This is a genomic window from Flagellimonas allohymeniacidonis, from assembly GCF_004296335.1.
Lineage (GTDB): Bacteria > Bacteroidota > Bacteroidia > Flavobacteriales > Flavobacteriaceae > Flagellimonas > Flagellimonas allohymeniacidonis.
The window spans coordinates 1,504,865-1,519,090 of record NZ_SGIU01000001.1 but is presented as its reverse complement, the minus strand read 5'-3'; the positions used below and the strand labels follow the sequence as shown (position 1 = coordinate 1,519,090).

At 42.0% G+C, this 14,226-nt stretch carries 13 protein-coding genes; 4 read left to right on the top strand and 9 right to left on the bottom strand.

Translation table 11 applies throughout. From position 1 onward, the window contains the following. The first annotated feature begins 69 nt into the window (after nucleotides 1–69). Both gyrB and EW142_RS06980 read left to right on the top strand, forming a co-directional pair. Nucleotides 70–2,010, top strand: coding sequence for a DNA topoisomerase (ATP-hydrolyzing) subunit B (gene gyrB, locus EW142_RS06985; RefSeq protein WP_130611612.1), 1,941 nt, complete (start codon nucleotides 70–72; stop codon nucleotides 2,008–2,010). 71 nt (nucleotides 2,011–2,081) lie between these two features. Beyond that, on the top strand, nucleotides 2,082–3,092 hold the full coding sequence (locus EW142_RS06980; protein ID WP_130612523.1) for a DUF6588 family protein: 1,011 nt from the start codon (nucleotides 2,082–2,084) through the stop codon (nucleotides 3,090–3,092). Between the two features lie 75 nt (nucleotides 3,093–3,167). Here the strand turns inward: EW142_RS06980 and EW142_RS06975 are convergent, their stop codons facing one another. Continuing rightward, complete coding sequence (locus EW142_RS06975) at nucleotides 3,168–3,539, bottom strand: hypothetical protein (RefSeq protein ID WP_130611609.1); 372 nt, start codon at nucleotides 3,537–3,539, stop codon at nucleotides 3,168–3,170. A gap of 248 nt (nucleotides 3,540–3,787) precedes the next feature. On the opposite strand from EW142_RS06975, the gene mdh reads away from it, so the two are divergent. Beyond that, the gene (gene mdh, locus EW142_RS06970; protein WP_130611606.1) at nucleotides 3,788–4,714 is read left to right on the top strand and encodes a malate dehydrogenase; all 927 of its coding nucleotides are present in this window, start codon (nucleotides 3,788–3,790) and stop codon (nucleotides 4,712–4,714) included. Nucleotides 4,715–4,932: 218 nt separating this feature from the next. Beyond that, complete coding sequence (gene secDF, locus EW142_RS06965; protein WP_130611603.1) at nucleotides 4,933–7,899, top strand: protein translocase subunit SecDF; 2,967 nt, start codon at nucleotides 4,933–4,935, stop codon at nucleotides 7,897–7,899. Nucleotides 7,900–7,971: 72 nt separating this feature from the next. Here secDF and EW142_RS06960 read toward each other — a convergent pair whose 3' ends face one another. The 8 genes from EW142_RS06960 to yidD all read right to left on the bottom strand — a co-directional run bounded on the left by EW142_RS06960 (nucleotide 7,972) and on the right by yidD (nucleotide 14,209). Then, nucleotides 7,972–8,742: a HEAT repeat domain-containing protein gene (locus tag EW142_RS06960; protein WP_130611601.1), complete on the bottom strand. Its 771-nt coding sequence runs from the start codon at nucleotides 8,740–8,742 to the stop codon at nucleotides 7,972–7,974. A 10-nt stretch (nucleotides 8,743–8,752) separates the two neighbouring features. Then, the gene (locus EW142_RS06955) at nucleotides 8,753–9,076 is read right to left on the bottom strand and encodes a hypothetical protein (RefSeq protein WP_130611598.1); all 324 of its coding nucleotides are present in this window, start codon (nucleotides 9,074–9,076) and stop codon (nucleotides 8,753–8,755) included. Continuing rightward, entirely contained in the window at nucleotides 9,073–10,548 is a 1,476-nt protein-coding gene (locus EW142_RS06950; RefSeq protein ID WP_130611596.1) for a glycosyltransferase, read from the bottom strand. Before EW142_RS06950 ends, EW142_RS06955 begins: the two co-directional genes overlap by 4 nt. 74 nt (nucleotides 10,549–10,622) lie before the next feature. Further along, entirely contained in the window at nucleotides 10,623–11,864 is a 1,242-nt protein-coding gene (locus EW142_RS06945; RefSeq protein ID WP_130611593.1) for an ATP-binding cassette domain-containing protein, read from the bottom strand. A gap of 46 nt (nucleotides 11,865–11,910) precedes the next feature. After that, the gene (locus EW142_RS06940) at nucleotides 11,911–12,435 is read right to left on the bottom strand and encodes a GNAT family N-acetyltransferase (protein WP_130611590.1); all 525 of its coding nucleotides are present in this window, start codon (nucleotides 12,433–12,435) and stop codon (nucleotides 11,911–11,913) included. Beyond that, nucleotides 12,435–12,917 (bottom strand): DUF192 domain-containing protein, encoded by a 483-nt coding sequence (locus EW142_RS06935; protein ID WP_130611587.1) that lies wholly within the window; start codon nucleotides 12,915–12,917, stop codon nucleotides 12,435–12,437. The genes EW142_RS06940 and EW142_RS06935 overlap by 1 nt, the downstream gene beginning before the upstream one ends. An 8-nt stretch (nucleotides 12,918–12,925) precedes the next feature. Next, the gene (gene lgt / locus EW142_RS06930; RefSeq protein WP_130611584.1) at nucleotides 12,926–13,897 is read right to left on the bottom strand and encodes a prolipoprotein diacylglyceryl transferase; all 972 of its coding nucleotides are present in this window, start codon (nucleotides 13,895–13,897) and stop codon (nucleotides 12,926–12,928) included. Between the two features lie 84 nt (nucleotides 13,898–13,981). Further along, nucleotides 13,982–14,209, bottom strand: a complete 228-nt coding sequence (gene yidD / locus EW142_RS06925; RefSeq protein ID WP_130611581.1) for a membrane protein insertion efficiency factor YidD — start codon at nucleotides 14,207–14,209, stop codon at nucleotides 13,982–13,984. Between the last annotated feature and the right edge of the window lie 17 nt (nucleotides 14,210–14,226).

The window sequence follows — 14,226 nt, the reverse complement described above, 5'->3', positions numbered from 1 at the left end:
AGCCCATTTTTACTGGGTATTTCTTATATTTGTAGGATTTGAAATTTTCAAAATTAACAAGGTAAATTTATGAGCGAAGAGGCTAACAAAAAGCAATATTCCGCAGACAGCATTCAGGCCCTTGAGGGTATGGAGCATGTGCGGATGCGTCCCTCCATGTATATTGGTGATGTTGGGGTTAGGGGTTTGCACCATTTGGTTTATGAAGTGGTGGATAACTCGATTGATGAGGCCATGGGAGGTTACTGTGATACAATTCAGGTAACCATCAATGAGGACAATTCCATAACGGTCCATGACAACGGTAGGGGTATCCCTGTAGGACTGCACAAAAAGGAAGGGGTATCGGCCTTGGAAGTGGTAATGACTAAGATTGGTGCCGGAGGTAAGTTTGATAAGGATTCTTACAAAGTCTCGGGTGGTTTGCATGGTGTTGGGGTTTCAGTGGTGAACGCACTATCCAAGCATTTGAAAGCCACTGTGCATCGCGAAGGAAAAATTTGGGAGCAGGAATATGAGCGTGGAAAAACCCTTTACCCTGTAAAAAGTGTAGGCGAGAGCAAAGAATCTGGTACTATGGTGACCTTTACACCAGACGATTCTATATTCTCCCAAACCACCGAGTATAGCTATGACACTCTGGCAAACAGAATGCGGGAATTGTCCTATCTGAACAAGGGAGTCACAATTACGCTAACAGATAAACGCAACAAGGACGATAAAGGCGAATTTATCTCAGAAACTTTCTTCTCCAATGAAGGTCTTAAGGAGTTTATTCGGTTTTTGGATGGCAATCGCGAGCCCCTGATTCAAAGTGTGATTTCCATGGAGGGGGAAAAGAATGAAATTCCTGTGGAAGTGGCCATGATCTACAATACAGGATATACAGAAAACCTCCATTCCTATGTGAACAATATCAACACCCACGAAGGTGGTACACACCTTTCCGGTTTTAGAAGGGGGTTGACCAGTACTCTGAAAAAATATGCTGATTCATCTGGAATGTTGGACAAACTCAAATTTGAGGTTTCTGGTGACGATTTCCGAGAGGGATTGACAGCGATTGTGTCGGTTAAAGTAGCTGAGCCCCAGTTTGAGGGTCAAACCAAGACCAAATTAGGGAACAGGGAAGTAACCAGTGCTGTAAGTCAGGCTGTTTCCGAAATGTTGACCAATTATTTGGAAGAACATCCAGACGATGCGAAGTCAGTAGTTCAGAAAGTGATACTGGCTGCCCAAGCCCGGCATGCTGCTGCCAAGGCCCGCGAAATGGTGCAACGGAAAAATCCTATGACTGGAGGGGGCCTTCCAGGAAAATTATCAGATTGTGCGGATCAAAACCCAGAGAACTGTGAATTGTTTTTGGTCGAGGGTGATTCTGCAGGGGGAACGGCCAAAATGGGCCGAGATAGAAACTTTCAGGCCATTTTGCCCCTAAGAGGTAAGATTTTGAATGTTGAAAAGGCCATGCAACACAAGGTCTTTGAAAACGAGGAGATAAAAAACATGTACACGGCCCTTGGGGTAACCATAGGAACTGAAGAGGACAGTAAGGCTTTGAACCTTGAGAAACTCAGATACCACAAAGTGGTCATCATGTGTGATGCCGATGTGGATGGAAGCCATATCGAGACCCTTATTTTGACCTTCTTTTTTCGATATATGCGTGAACTCATAGAAAATGGACATGTTTACATTGCCACACCGCCCCTTTATCTGGTGAAAAAGGGAACTAAGCGACGATATGCGTGGGATGACAAAGAGCGTGATGAGATTGTGGAGTCTATGGGTGGCACAGCTGGCATCCAACGCTACAAAGGTCTGGGTGAAATGAACGCCGAACAACTTTGGGATACCACTATGAATCCAGAGTTCAGAACTTTGCGCCAAGTAACCATTGATAACGCCACGGAATCAGATCGTATCTTCTCGATGCTGATGGGTGATGAGGTGCCTCCACGAAGAGAATTCATTGAGAAAAATGCCGTTTATGCGAACATAGATGCATAATTAGTACCATTTCACAACAAAAACTCGCCCTTACAAGGCGAGTTTTTTAGCTTTAGGAAAACTTTTACATGATGAAAAGAATAGTCTTGATTCTTGTATTGTGCAGTTTTTCCCTAGGAATGGCACAATCCAATTTAAATGATTTGTTGGCCGCGGGCCTCAACGATGCGGAAAGATACACTACCAGTTATCTGGCGCCAGTTACCGAAGCTGGAGTATATAGCATTTCCAATGGCTGGTATAATTCAGCTGATGCAAAACCCCTAGGAGGGTTTGAAATATCAATTGTGGGAAATCTCACGGGATTCAAAAACAAAGATGACAAAAAGTCCTTCACCTTGGATACTGCTGATTATGAAAACCTACAGTTTGCAGACGGAAGTACTTCCCGACAGGTTTCCACTGCATTGGGAGATATTGAAGGCGTAGACGTGTTTGTGGAAGCGGATGTAAATGGAACCTCGGTCCGGGCAGATTTTGAATTGCCTTCTGGTCTCGCGTCTGAAGACTTGAACTTTGTGCCCTCTGGGTACATTCAAGCCAGTGTAGGATTAATTAAGGGAACGGAAGTCAAAGCCCGGTTCCTTCCAAAAATAGATACGGACGATGTAAAAATTGGCTTATATGGATTTGGTGTACAACACGACTTTACAAAACACCTTCCGGCTGATAAAATTCTTCCAGTGGCTATTTCTGCAGTAATTGGATATACCCGATTGAGTGGTGAATATGATTTTACCGATACTGATGTAATTGCAGGTGAAAATCAGCGCATTGATGCAAAGTTCAGTTCATGGAATTTTAGCGCCGTGGTTTCCACCAAACTCCCGGTTATCAACTTTTATGGGGGATTGGGATACATTACTGGAAAATCGGATACGGATATCTTAGGAACCTATGTGGTGACCTCAGGTCCCTTTCAAACCACCTACGAAGATCCATTTTTGATTACAAACAATGTTAGTGGTGTTGTGGGTAATATTGGAACCAAACTTAAATTAGGGTTCTTTAGAATCAATGCTGACTATAATATTGCTGAGTTCAGCACTTTCACTTTTGGTTTGAATTTTGGCTTCAGATAATAGAAACTTATCCATCAACAATAAAGAACGCCCGGCCAATGACCGGGCGTCCTATTTTCATAAGTGCAATTTCCGCTAATCTCGGGTAGCGAAAATATCTCCATTTTGGAGAGCCAAAGTCTCGGGTGAATTGGCTTCTTCCAAACTTACAGTAACAGTTTCAATGTTGGTTCCTGAGTAGATAATGGTGTATGTTCCATTTTCCTCAGACCATTTGAAATCTGTGTAAAAAACAAGATCTGAACCGGAATAACTCTGATACCTTCCTAAAAAGACATCATTGAAAATCCATTCCTCTTTGGTAATATTATTTGATTTGGCCTCTTCAGCGCCTGCTGTTGCTCGTACCCAGACCCCTAATATGGGATCGTTGTTCTCTGGAATATCGGTACAGTTACTTACCGCTATTATGGATACAATGGCCAATAATGAAAAGAGCTTCTTCATAGGTCAAGTGCATTAAGTAGGATTTGGGACTATGACAACGTAGAAATTGAGGGAAGTATTGTTGAGAGAATCACTATTTGCTACAGATGCAGTAATTTACTCGATGAACTGCACAATTTCTTAACAGAACCAAGATTTCCCCTACATGTTTCCGGGAACATGAATAAAGGATTGAAAGAGGATAATTATCAGCTTTTTTCTGTCTTAAATAGCGTATTTTTGTGCCGTTAAATTTAAATCGAAATTCTATGAAAGTTACCGTAGTTGGAGCAGGAGCCGTTGGGGCAAGCTGCGCCGAATATATCGCAATGAAAAACTTTGCGTCTGAAGTCGTTTTGTTGGATATCAAAGAGGGGTATGCTGAAGGAAAAGCAATGGATTTGATGCAGACCGCCTCCTTGAATGGATTTGATACCAAAATCACCGGCACAACGGGAGATTATTCAAAAACTGCAAACAGTGATATTACGGTAATAACATCGGGAATCCCTAGAAAACCTGGGATGACCCGAGAAGAATTAATTGGAATAAATGCGGGTATTGTGAAATCAGTGGCCAGTAGTTTGCTTGAACACTCCCCTAACACTACAATGATCGTGGTAAGTAATCCAATGGACACCATGACGTACCTTGTTCATAAAACTACGGACTTACCAAAAAATCGAATCATCGGTATGGGAGGCGCCTTGGACAGTGCCCGATTTAAATATCGATTGGCGGAGGCATTGGATGCCCCCATCTCTGATATTGATGGAATGGTAATCGGTGGTCATAGCGACAAAGGTATGGTGCCTTTGATCAGCCATGCTGCCAGAAATAGTGTGAAGGTATCTGAATTTCTTTCTGATGATAGAATGAAGCAAGTAGTTGAAGACACCAAAGTTGGTGGTGCCACCTTGACCAAGTTGCTTGGTACCAGCGCGTGGTATGCTCCTGGAGCTGCAGTTTCAAGCTTGGTTCAGGCCATTGCTTGTGATCAAAAAAAGATGTTCCCTTGCTCTGCATATTTGGAAGGGGAGTACAATTTGAACGATATCTGTATCGGAGTTCCTGTTCTTTTGGGGAAAAATGGTATCGAGAAAATTGTGGAAATCGAGTTAAGTGACGCTGAAAAGGCCAAAATGCAAGAAAGTGCCGAAGGGGTGTCCAAAACCAATACATTGCTTCAGGTGTAGTACCTGACAAGCTTATAGCGATTGTCATTTCGAGCAAAGCGAGAAATCTGATGTGTGTTTCCTGAGATTTCTTATTATAAAGGTTCGAAATGACAATCCTTTTTTAACAGTATATGCCATTCTCGGCCTTGCAATTCCCTTAAATTCTATTGGCAAATCTTAAGGGAAATGATATATTTGCACGCTGTTTAAGAAAACTTCTAAAATTTTAATAATCAATGCAAAATAAAGGACTTATAAGGCTTTTCGCGATCCTTTTTGGAGTTGTGAGCATTTATCAGCTCTCCTTTACTTTCATCACTAGTAAGTTGGAAAAGGATGCTGAGACCTATGCTGTCAACCAAATTTCGGAAGCTGAGGAAGATTATGTGGCAAAGCGTGAGGCTTTAGAAGCATCGTATTTGGATTCTATTGGCCCAGCCTCTGTTCTAGGGTTTACGAGTTACGAGGATGCCAAGACAAAGGAACTGAATAAAGGTCTTGACCTTAAAGGAGGAATCAATGTAACGCTTCAGATTTCTGTTAAAGATATTCTGAAGGGATTGGCCAACAATACCAAAAATCCAATCTTCAACAAGGCTATTGCCGATGCCGATGAAGCATCGAAAAGCAGTGATAACACATACATCGAACTCTTTTTTGAAGCTTTCGACAATGTAAAGGGGGATGCTAAATTGGCATCACCTGATATTTTCGCCAACAAGGGTCTTAGCGACGACATTAATTTTCAAATGACCGATGATCAGGTTAAACCAATCATCCGAAGAAAAATTGATGAGTCCATTGTTTCAGCCTTTGAAGTACTTCGTGAACGTATTGATGGTTTCGGGGTGACCCAACCCAACATTCAGCGGGAAGGAAACTCTGGCCGCATTTTGGTTGAGTTGCCTGGAGCACGAGACATTGCAAGGGCGCAAGAGTTGCTTTCCAGCACGGCGCAATTGGAATTCTGGGAAACCTACCCTCAAAGTAGCCAAAGTTTAGGAGCATTCTTTGTAAACGCCAATGAAAGACTCAAAGAGATTTTAGAACCCGAAGAGAAGGAAGAGGAAGTAGCAAAGCCAGAGTCAGAAATTGATTCTTTGCTATCTGATGTCGCCCAAGATTCTTTGGATCTGGCTCCCGAGGTGAACCCTTTGTTGAGCAAATTGATTCCGGCCAATCCTGGCAGCCACGCCATAGCAAGAGCTTTGGTTACCGATACTGCTGAGGTAGGAGGATATCTTCGTATGCCTCAAATAAGAAGGTTGTTGCCGAATGACGTTCAGTTTACCAAGTTTCTTTGGGAAAGACCAGCAAAAGATGTTGAAGTTGTTGAGCTATATGCCCTGAAATCCAATAGAGACGGAGTCCCAAGAATTAGTGGTGATGTGGTCTCTGATGCCCAGGATACTTTTGATCAGTTCAACAAAGCTGCTGTGAGCATGACCATGAACACCAGAGGTGCAAAAGAGTGGGAAAAATTGACAGGGGACGCCTATAACAACCAAACAGGGATTGCCATTGTTCTGGATAATAAGGTATACACGGCTCCTGGGGTTTCCTCTGGACCTATTTCAGGAGGACGCTCGGAAATTACAGGAACGTTCACCGTAAACGAAACCAAGGATATTGCCAACGTACTTCGTGCAGGTAAATTACCCGCTTCGGCCGAAATCATTCAGTCGGAAGTCGTTGGACCTTCTTTAGGGCAAGAGGCCATCGATAGTGGGTTTATGTCCTTCATGATAGCTATGGCCTTCGTGCTGGTGTGGATGATTTTCTATTATGGTAAGGCCGGTATCTTCGCTGACATCGCCTTAACGTTCAATATTGTATTGATTTTCGGTGTTCTTACTAGTCTAGGTGCAGTGCTTACCTTGCCAGGTATTGCAGGTATTGTACTGACCATTGGTATGTCGGTTGATGCCAACGTACTGATATTTGAAAGAATTAAGGAAGAATTGGCCCGAGGTAAAGGGAAAGCGCAGGCGGTTGCAGATGGTTTCAGTAATGCGTTATCTTCCATTTTGGATGCAAATATTACTACTGGCTTGACGGCCATTATCTTATTTATCTTCGGTTCAGGACCCATAAAAGGATTCGCGACTACCTTGTTGATTGGTATTGTCACCTCTTTGTTCACAGCGATTTTCATCACGCGTTTGATGGTGGATACCTACATTGCTAAAAAGGGGCGAAGCTTGGAATTTTCTACATCGATTACCAAGAACCTGTTCAAGAATATGAGCATCAATTTCTTGGGAAAACGCAAGATTGCCTATGTCGTTTCGTTTATTTTGGTTGGTGTTGGTGCATTCTCCTTATTTACCACAGGATTACAACAAGGTGTTGATTTTGTTGGAGGACGTTCATATCAAATCCGTTTCGAACGAGCGGTGAACCCATCAGAAATTGCCTCCGAATTGAATACGGTGTTTGGTAGTGGAACCAATGTAAAAACCTTTGGGGAAGCAAACCAAATTAAGGTGACCACACCTTATAAAGTAGATGTTGAGGGCATTGAGGTTGATACGGAAATTCAAAACAAACTCTATACTTCACTTCAAAAGTATTTACCTGACGGTACCACCTTTGAAGACTTTACAGTGGGTGCTTCTGAGAAGTCATTAGGTATTTTACAATCTGTTAAAGTAGGACCTACCATCGCAGACGACATTAAGAAAAATGCCTTTTTGGCCATCATAGGTTCGTTGGCGGTAGTATTCCTCTACATCCTATTCCGATTTAGAAGATGGCAATTCTCATTGGGGGCCGTAATCGCGGTATTCCATGATGTAATGATTGTATTGGGCATCTTTTCGCTTACAGGGAAAATAATGCCATTCAACATGGAAATTGATCAAGCGTTCATAGCGGCTATCCTTACGGTTATCGGTTATTCATTGAACGATACTGTGGTTGTTTTTGACCGTATTCGTGAGATTGTGAACCTTAAGGGATGGAAAAATGGGGAAAATATCAATCAAGCATTGAACAGTACATTGAGTCGTACCTTGAACACCTCCCTAACCACATTGATTGTACTTTTGGCCATCTTTGTATTTGGTGGTGAGAGCCTTCGAGGCTTTATGTTTGCAATGATTGTTGGGGTTCTTGTGGGTACCTATTCATCGGTATTCATTGCAACACCAATTATGTTTGACGCGTTAAGAAAGAAAATCGGTTCTTTGGCCACAGCCTGAGAAAATGCAAACCAATGATATAAAAAAGCCACTCTAAAGAGTGGCTTTTTTATTGTCTGTTCTTTGGACTTTTTAATCTGGTCTTTTCATATAGTGCTGATCAATAAATACCATGACCTCTTCTTGTGATAGAACCGCAAAATTTTTGTAGCGATGGTGTACATCAACAATTTCATCCAGCGCTTTTTCCACTAGCTCCTTGTTTTCCCAATGGTTAAGTTCATTCACTACGGTCTTTAAACACCCCTTTTTATAGGCAATCTGACCAAGAACATGAATCAGGGTGTTTCGTACCCTTGCAGTAGGGTCGTGTTGTAGTTCTTTTAATAATGGGAGTATATCTTGAGGATGTGTACGCCCTCTGAGCTCAATACCATGGCATATTTCTCTCCGAATTTCTTTGTTGGGATGATGTAGATAGGTCTTGGCCCAACCTAAGACCGGCTGAGGGTTTTTTTCACCCATTTTTTTAATCGAACCAATCACAGCGTTTCTTACCGAGTGATGCACATCGAAGAGCTCTCTTTCAAAAAAGGTTTGGACTAGGGGAAAGTCGGTTTTACCAATTTCACCAGCGGCATTGACCGTAGTTTGTCTTACTTTTTCCGAATCGGATTCCATAAGACTTTTTAAAACAGAAATAATTTTTAAGGGGGCCACTTTTTTCGCCTTGTAAACTTTTCCAATAGCTAAATAAGCAGCTTTTCGAATGTAGGTATCCGAGTCTTCAAAATAGGGAAGGAGTGTTTTAGAATCTCCGTCTTTTAGTCCCTTTAAAATGGCGGAGTCGATTTTTTGAACCAGCTGTGCCCGTTCGTCCTTTGATAAATCATAAAAGCCCATACCGAAAGGGTTATTTAGGAGGAAGCGACATCACATGCTCGTACCCTTTCTGAAGAAAATACTCTAGGGTCTCCTTATCGGCCAACAATTCTTTTGGAATGAGTACATATTCGCGCATTTTGGACCCGTAAGATAAAAAGGGCTCTGCCCCGTATTTGGCATCGAATTCTTCGGTATCGGCCTTCGATAGGCGTATTCCCAATTCTCCAGCCTTATTTACCTGAGAAAACATATACCCGTTGGCCGAGGTATAAGGCATTGTTTTTCCCTTGCGCTCAAAATTAGGATTGGCTGCAATCAATGCATCATATACTTTTAGAGTTTCCTCTCTCATATGTGAACTGTGGTTTTTATTCTAGCAAAGACATCCAGCCACGAAATTAGCTGGCTGAAGAGCGTAAAGTTTTGGATGACCCTGGACTGTCCATTAAAACCCCATTTGTCACGCTCTTTCGGATGGTTGAGCATGTAGACCAATGCTTTTGACAAACTTGCTATATCGGTTGGGTCCTCGTTTATCTTTCCTGTTTTGTTATGCTCTACTTGATATTTCAATCCGGCAGCACCCGATACCAATACAGGTTTTCGCTTCCACATGGCTTCGGTGGCGGTCAGTCCAAATCCCTCTTGAATGGAGTTTTGAACCACAATACTGGAAGACCGTTGCAAAGCATTTACGATCAAAGCATTTTCCTTCGGATTGTCCAAGGGTAGCAAAAGAATGGCAATGCTATTTTGCATACTTGGGTCCGCGGCTTGATATTGTTCCGTAAGTTCCTTCAACACCATTTGCCCTTCAGGATCATCGGAAACAAAAGCTGGGTCAGGACCACCCAAAATTAAAAGTGTCATTTCAATCCGTTTGTATTCCAAGCTATCCGGGTCACCAAACTTTCGATTGTCATGCTTCATTTTGATGAACGCCTGCATCAGCTCTTTGAAACCCTTTAGTCTATCCCATCTTGATATTTCGGTGACGATGGGACGGTATAAAAAATTTAAATCTTCCTGGGCATTGACTTCTCCGAAGGAACCATCGGGCAAGATTCTTCTCACCAAGTGGTTATATCGGTGGTACAAAATAGCCTTGTGTTCGTCCAAAATACCGGATTGATATAGAATCCCGATGCATTTGTGCAATTGCAGCGCCCTGTTTTTATGGCTCAAGGGATCAATGGCGGGTGGAATTATTGACGTCTTTTTTTTCAATGATTTGGGAACATAGGAGGGTAAACTAAAAATGAAATGGTCGTAATCGTCCGTATAGGGACTTAGAAAATTCCAGACTGCGTCGGTAACTTCCGTATCTTCCTCAAGACCAATATGGCATCGCCAAATTATAGGGACATTTCTTTCTTTTTTGATCATAGCTGCCAAAGGCATGGGCTGGGGGTCATGCACCACGACGATATCCCCATCTTTTATAAGTTGCAAAGCTTTAGAAAGGTTTTGACGGTTAACGGATTCATAAATCTCCCGATCAGCTTCGGAAAATTTCCCGTCACCACTTCCATGTATTGCATTGTGCATGCGCTTGGTTAAATCGAAAAAGGCTTCCTCCTTGGCTTCAATGACCAACCATTCAATGGATGCGCCCAATTCCCTAAGTATTCTCATTTGACTGGGTAACATTTCCGCCACACCACCACCAATGGCTGTAGAATTGATCATCCAAATCGTACAGCCCTGGATAGCTTGCAACGAATTTTTTGATTGTTCCAAAAAATCCAAAACCGAGGAATATAAAGAACCGTAGGCTTTGTAATCCTCAATCTTAGCGCCTGGTTTTACATTGATTTTTTGCATCTTAGCCTGTTTGTTATTGGTATTTTCTTAAGATAGGAAAAACTTAGTGAAAAGGGGAAAGAGAGGGGATGAGATCACATTTTCTTAACCAAACCAACAGAGCCATCTTCTTCAGGTTTGAGAGCCATGATATATTTTGGGTTGAGATTTTTTTCTCGTCTATGGGAGACAAAAACGATGGCAGAATCACTTTCTTCGGCTATTTTGTTCACCAAAGAAATGAAAAAAGCTGCGCTGGAATCATCCAAACCAGCGGTAGGTTCATCCAAAATAAGTAAAGGTGGATGTTTTATCATGGCGCGGGCCAGCATGACCAACCTTTTTTCACCGGTACTTAGGGTCTTAAAAAGTTCTTCTCTTTTTTGCCCCAGGTTTACAAGTCGAAGCCATTGGTAAGCAGTTCTTACCTCTGTATCGGAGGGTTCCGTGTACAACCCTATTGAATCGTGGAGCCCCGATATAATCATGTTTAGGGCAGAATGATAACCTCGAAATTGGTCCACCATACTAGGTGTGAAATAACCAATTTGCTCCTTAAGATCCCAAACACTTTCACCACTTCCCTTTTTATGGCCAAATAGTGTAAGATCTTGCCCATAACCTTTAAGGTTGTCACCAGTTATCATGGTAAGCAGGGTGGTTTTTCCGCTCCCATTTGGACCCATCAATTGCCAAAATTCACCCTTTCTAATGGTCCAATTGATTTGATCAAGAATGGGTCTGCCATCATAGCTCACAGAGACGTCTTTAAATGTCACCAACTCCTCACCTGGATAATGATTTGCTTTTACCGCATTGGGAATGCGCTCGGAAAATGACAGGGGGTTGTTTTTCAACGAATCCCAAAATGCATTTTTACTTTTATACCATTTCAGCAAACCCTTTTTAAAGGTGCCATACTTTTTTGTGTCGGGTAGGATATCATTTGCACGGCCTACCAACTGAATGAGGGATATTGATTTTGAGATGTTCAAGAATCGCTCTTTCAAAAACTGCTGTGATTCACTATCCAGATGATCAAAAGGGTTGACCAAGACCAAGAATTCGGGATTTTGCACCAAAAGATGTTGCAGTAATGACTTTTTACGTTCTCCGCTGCTCATCGAGCGGAGTGTTTGTTCACTTTCTTGAGTCAACTCCTTGCGGTCATGTTGCTCTTCCTCCCAAATGAATTGTTCTATTTGCTCATTGGAAAAGAGGAGTCCTTTTTTGGCTTTTAAACGCTCAAAACCCTGCACTTTTCCGCTCAGGATTTCTTGCGCCAACTTTTCGATATGGGTTTGGTTATCGACAACTATGGCACAATGTTCTAACATGTAGAGCTTAGGTGAGTTTTAAAAAATGGTCATTTCAAAGTAAGGATTATCCCTGATTTACCCTAAAAATATGTACGGGATTCTCCTTGTAAGTTGTGGTCTTTTCAAGATGCATACCATTCTTTTGGGCTACTTTTTGGGAAGGAACATTGTCTACATGAATGATTGAAATAAGGGAATCGGTAAACCTATTATCAAAAGCAAAATTTTTACATTTTTGGGCCGCTTCAAAAGCAAATCCCTGTAGCCAAAACTTTGGGAGTACAGAATACCCAATTTCCAATTCCTGTTGTCCATCAACACGTTGTACTAAAAGCCCACAAAGCCCAATTAGTCCTGAAGTGGTCTTGTGAATCAGGGCATTCATCCCTCCTGAACCATCTCGATACCGTTCAAATATACGATCAAACTGCTGCCGACAAGCCTCTTCGGGTTCATCAGGCAGTCCTTCCCAATATTGAGTGGACAAGGGGTTTAAAAAGAAAGGAAGCCAGTCATCAAAATCGTCGAGAGCAACCTTTCGAAAATATAGTCGTTCTGAGCTTTCACCGTCCAACAAAAATTTGCCCATCAGTTTCGGGTAAAGTCAATTTTATCTCCTGCACTAAGACCCCATTTGTCAGATAGACCTGCGTTGACTTCTAGAACGTACTTGGCGGGAACTTCCGAGGGTAAACCTTTTTCATCCAAAGGTTGAGCATTTTTTTGGAAGCTTACAATCTTGAAATTTTCATCAATATAGATGATGTCCAAGGGGAATTGGGTGTTTTTCATATAGAATGAGCGCACCGAGTTATCTGGAAAAATAAATAGCATAGCTTGATTTTCTAGCATGGACTCACGGTACATAAGTCCTGTTTGGGTCTCGTAATCAGTTTCGGCAATTTCAATATTCAATTTTACCAGCGTAGAGTCAGTTGCAGATTGAAAAATCGTCAATTCCCCTTCCTTTTTAAAACGAATGGCTTCCGTTTTGATTTCCTGTTTGGTTTCCTTTTTGCATGAAACCATGATAAGGGTAGAAGCCAAAGCTATTGCAATTAAAAATCTCATATAATTCTTTATTGCGCCTTGCTGGTATTTTTACTGGGTCTGAACATGAAATAGAGCCCTATTCCAATCATGGGGATACTCAACCATTGCCCCGTGGATAACAGTCCTAACGATTCCTCAAAACCACCTTGGCTCTTTTTGAAATATTCCACAAAGAATCGAGTCGTCCAAAGCAATACCATAAACAGGCCAAACAGGTATCCCACTTTTTGTCCCTTATCCGTTTTCCAGTAAAGCAGGTAGAGTGCAACAAAAACTAAAAGATAACAAATAGCTTCATACAGTTGTGCGGGATGTCGATAAGGTATACTCTGCAACACACTGGCAAACTCAGGTTGTGTTTCAATGGCTTTGTAGGCTGCGCTCGCAGTTTTCTCCTTAGTAATCGACATGGCCTTGTAAGCGGGCATATCATCTGAATCTCGAATGAATCGCGTGGCCAGCACAAAGGATTGGTCCACCACTTTTCCATTGATTTCAGAATTGAAAAAGTTGCCCAATCGAACAAAACAAGCGCCAATGGCGGATACTACGACCATTCTGTCCAATAGCCAAAGTATTTTGATATCCTTCCATTTACGGCAGTACAACCATACTCCGATAATGGCTGCAATGGTCGCTCCATGACTGGCCAGACCAGTAAAGCCGGTAAACTCATAGCCATTGATGATTCCAAAGAGGGAACCTTCGGCACTTTCGCGAATGGGAAGTAGAATTTCAATCAGATGATTTTTGTAGTAATCCCAATCGTAAAAAAACACGTGGCCCAATCTGGCTCCGAGCATTATGGAAACCACAGCGTAGATAAACAATGAATCCAGTTTTTCCATGGACTTGTTTTCCTTCTTAAAAATCCTTTTCATCAAAAACCAACCCACTACAAATGCGGCAATCCAAAGCAGATTGTAATATTTGATTTGGATAACACCCAGTTTCAAAAGTGTATCGTCGGGATTCCAATTAAAGCCAAGAAAATACATGGATAAAATTTTTGGGCTAATATACTTATTAGATGTTAGATCACTTTCAAATTAAGGAGGTGATTTTGAAATTTCAAGTATGTGTCATGGAACAGGGTCATATCCCTTACCGCCCCAAGGGTGACAACTAAAAATACGCTTGAGGGAAAGCCATCCCCCTTTAAAAAGTCCATGTTTTTGTAGCGCTTCCAAAGTATAGGCAGAGCAGGTTGGGGAGTAGCGACATGTTGCTGGCGTATAGGGTGAAATAAGCAGTTGGTACAATCGAACCAACGCCACGAAGGGAGCGATAAGAACCTTCTTTAGAGTCATAAATTCGGAATTTCCAT

Coding starts and splice junctions, on each gene's coding strand:
- EW142_RS06975 (WP_130611609.1), bottom strand. CDS start 3,539: ATGAAGAAGCTCTTTTCATTATTGGCCATTGTATCCATAATAGCGGTA.
- EW142_RS06955 (WP_130611598.1), bottom strand. CDS start 9,076: ATGAGAGAGGAAACTCTAAAAGTATATGATGCATTGATTGCAGCCAAT.
- mdh (WP_130611606.1), top strand. CDS start 3,788: ATGAAAGTTACCGTAGTTGGAGCAGGAGCCGTTGGGGCAAGCTGCGCC.
- EW142_RS06945 (WP_130611593.1), bottom strand. CDS start 11,864: ATGTTAGAACATTGTGCCATAGTTGTCGATAACCAAACCCATATCGAA.
- EW142_RS06960 (WP_130611601.1), bottom strand. CDS start 8,742: ATGGGCTTTTATGATTTATCAAAGGACGAACGGGCACAGCTGGTTCAA.
- EW142_RS06935 (WP_130611587.1), bottom strand. CDS start 12,917: ATGAGATTTTTAATTGCAATAGCTTTGGCTTCTACCCTTATCATGGTT.
- lgt (WP_130611584.1), bottom strand. CDS start 13,897: ATGTATTTTCTTGGCTTTAATTGGAATCCCGACGATACACTTTTGAAA.
- yidD (WP_130611581.1), bottom strand. CDS start 14,209: ATGACTCTAAAGAAGGTTCTTATCGCTCCCTTCGTGGCGTTGGTTCGA.
- EW142_RS06950 (WP_130611596.1), bottom strand. CDS start 10,548: ATGCAAAAAATCAATGTAAAACCAGGCGCTAAGATTGAGGATTACAAA.
- secDF (WP_130611603.1), top strand. CDS start 4,933: ATGCAAAATAAAGGACTTATAAGGCTTTTCGCGATCCTTTTTGGAGTT.
- EW142_RS06940 (WP_130611590.1), bottom strand. CDS start 12,435: ATGGGCAAATTTTTGTTGGACGGTGAAAGCTCAGAACGACTATATTTT.
- EW142_RS06980 (WP_130612523.1), top strand. CDS start 2,082: ATGAAAAGAATAGTCTTGATTCTTGTATTGTGCAGTTTTTCCCTAGGA.
- gyrB (WP_130611612.1), top strand. CDS start 70: ATGAGCGAAGAGGCTAACAAAAAGCAATATTCCGCAGACAGCATTCAG.